At 71.6% G+C, this 1,946-nt stretch carries 4 protein-coding genes; 1 reads left to right on the top strand and 3 read right to left on the bottom strand.

Annotated features, from left to right (window positions below; genetic code table 11):
• On the top strand, positions 1 to 575 hold a 575-nt coding region (locus IJH84_RS02850), incomplete at its 5' end, for a TetR family transcriptional regulator (protein ID WP_295139865.1).
• Here the strand turns inward: IJH84_RS02850 and hisI are convergent.
• The 3 genes from hisI to IJH84_RS02835 form a co-directional block, all read right to left on the bottom strand.
• Positions 530 to 880, bottom strand: a complete 351-nt coding sequence (gene hisI, locus IJH84_RS02845) for a phosphoribosyl-AMP cyclohydrolase (RefSeq protein WP_200069980.1) — start codon at positions 878 to 880, stop codon at positions 530 to 532. The genes IJH84_RS02850 and hisI overlap by 46 nt on opposite strands.
• Entirely contained in the window at positions 877 to 1,650 is a 774-nt protein-coding gene (hisF, locus tag IJH84_RS02840) for an imidazole glycerol phosphate synthase subunit HisF (protein ID WP_295139863.1), read from the bottom strand. The genes hisI and hisF overlap by 4 nt, the downstream gene beginning before the upstream one ends.
• Positions 1,651 to 1,670: 20 nt before the next feature.
• Positions 1,671 to 1,946 (bottom strand): HisA/HisF-related TIM barrel protein (locus IJH84_RS02835; RefSeq protein WP_295139861.1); only part of this gene is annotated, 276 nt, incomplete at its 5' end.

The following is a 1,946-nucleotide window of genomic DNA, read 5'->3' as shown; positions in this document are numbered from 1 at the left end:
TCTTCGCCGAGCACGGCTACAACGACTCGACCGTGCGGGCCATCGCGACCCGCGCCGGAGTGGACCCGGCGATGGTCAACCACTGGTTCGGCGGCAAGGAATCCCTGTTCACCGCAGCCGTGCAGATCCCCGTCGACCCGGCCGTGCTGCTGCCGGAACTGCTCGCGGGCGACCCGGAGAAGCTGGCCGAACGGATCCTGCACCGGTTCCTGACCGTGTGGGACGAAGCGGGCGGCGGCGCGTTCGCGGCGCTGGCGCGCAGCGTGGCCACGCACGGCTCGGCGGTGCGGATGCTGCGGGAGTTCGTGGCGACCGTGGTGTTCGGCAAGCTCGCGCGGGAGCTGCGGATGGACCGCCCGGACCTGCGGGCGGCACTGGGCGCCACGCAGATCGTCGGGCTGGGGATGATGCGCTACGTGGTGGAGCTCGAGCCGCTCGCCTCGGCCGATCACGACACGGTCGTCGCCGCGATCGCGCCCAACCTGCAGCGCTACCTCACGGGCGAATTGGCGACCGGAGACGTGCCAGCTCAGGAAGACGGGCCGAGCAGCACGTCCGAGTCGAAGCAGGTGTGATCACCGGTGTGGCAGGCGGCGCCTTCCTGGTCGACGACCACGAGCACGGTGTCGCCGTCGCAGTCCAGCCGCACCTCGCGCACGTGCTGCAGGTGCCCGGACGTTTCGCCCTTGACCCAGTACTTCCCGCGGCTGCGCGAGTAGTACGTGCCGCGCCGGGTGGTCAGCGTGCGGTGCAGCGCCTCGTCGTCCATCCACGCCATCATCAGCACCTCGCCGGTGCCGCGCTGCTGCACGATCGCCGCCACCAGCCCGTCCGGGTTCCGCTTGAGGCGCTCGGCGATCGCCGGGTCCAGCTCGCTCATCGGACCGTGATCCCTTCCGCGCGCATGGCGGCCTTCACGTCGCCGATCCGCAGCTGTCCGAAGTGGAACACGCTGGCGGCCAGCACCGCGTCCGCCCCGGCGTGCACGGCGGGCGCGAAGTGCTTGACCGCGCCGGCACCGCCGCTGGCGATCATCGGAACGTCCACTTCGGCCCGCACCGCGCGGATCATCTCCAGGTCGAACCCAGCCTTCGTGCCGTCCGCGTCCATCGAGTTCAGCAGGATCTCGCCGACGCCGAGTTCCTGAGCGCGACCGGCCCACTCGACCGCGCAGATCCCGGTGCCGCGCCGCCCGCCGTGCGTGGTGACCTCGAAACCGGACGCCGTGGGCTCGCCGCCTTCCGGCACCCGCCGGGCGTCCGCGGACAGCACCACGCACTGCGCGCCGAACCGCCGGGACGACTCGCGCAGCAGCTCCGGCCGGGCGATCGCGGCGGTGTTCAGGCTCACCTTGTCCGCGCCCGCGCGCAGCAGCCGGTCGATGTCCTCGGGGCTGCGGACGCCGCCGCCGACGGTCAGCGGGATGAACACCTGCTCCGCGGTGCGGCGCACCACGTCGTAAGTCGTCTCGCGGTCCGCCGACGACGCGGTCACGTCCAGGAAAGTGAGTTCGTCGGCGCTCTCGCCGTCGTAGGTCTCGGCGAGTTCGACGGGATCGCCAGCATCCACGAGGTCGGTGAAGTTGACGCCTTTGACGACCCGCCCCGCGTCCACGTCCAGGCAGGGGATCACACGTACCGCGACGGCCATGCCACCAGGGTAAGCGGTGCTCAGGCGACCGCGGCGAGCGCCTGCTGCAAGGTGAAGTTCCCGGCGTAGAGCGCCTTGCCCACGATGGAGCCTTCGACTCCCAGCGGCGCCAGCTCCGCCAGCGCCCGCAGATCATCCACACTGGACACTCCGCCGGAGGCGATCACCGGCGCCTCGGTGCGCGCGCAGACTTCCCGCAGCAGCGCGGTATTCGGGCCGCGCAGCGTGCCGTCCTTGCTCACGTCGGTGACCACGTAGCGGCGGCAACCGGCCGCGTCCAGCCGGGCCAGCACCTC

The sequence above is a fragment of the Saccharopolyspora sp. genome, assembly GCF_017434145.1.
Taxonomy (GTDB): domain Bacteria; phylum Actinomycetota; class Actinomycetes; order Mycobacteriales; family Pseudonocardiaceae; genus Saccharopolyspora_C; species Saccharopolyspora_C galaxeae.
The sequence above is the reverse complement of the archived record's forward strand: the minus strand, read 5'-3'. Positions and strand labels throughout refer to the sequence as shown.

Excerpts from the sequence above, each read along its gene's own strand:
- hisI (WP_200069980.1), bottom strand. The coding sequence starts at position 880 with ATGAGCGAGCTGGACCCGGCGATCGCCGAGCGCCTCAAGCGGAACCCG.
- hisF (WP_295139863.1), bottom strand. The coding sequence starts at position 1,650 with ATGGCCGTCGCGGTACGTGTGATCCCCTGCCTGGACGTGGACGCGGGG.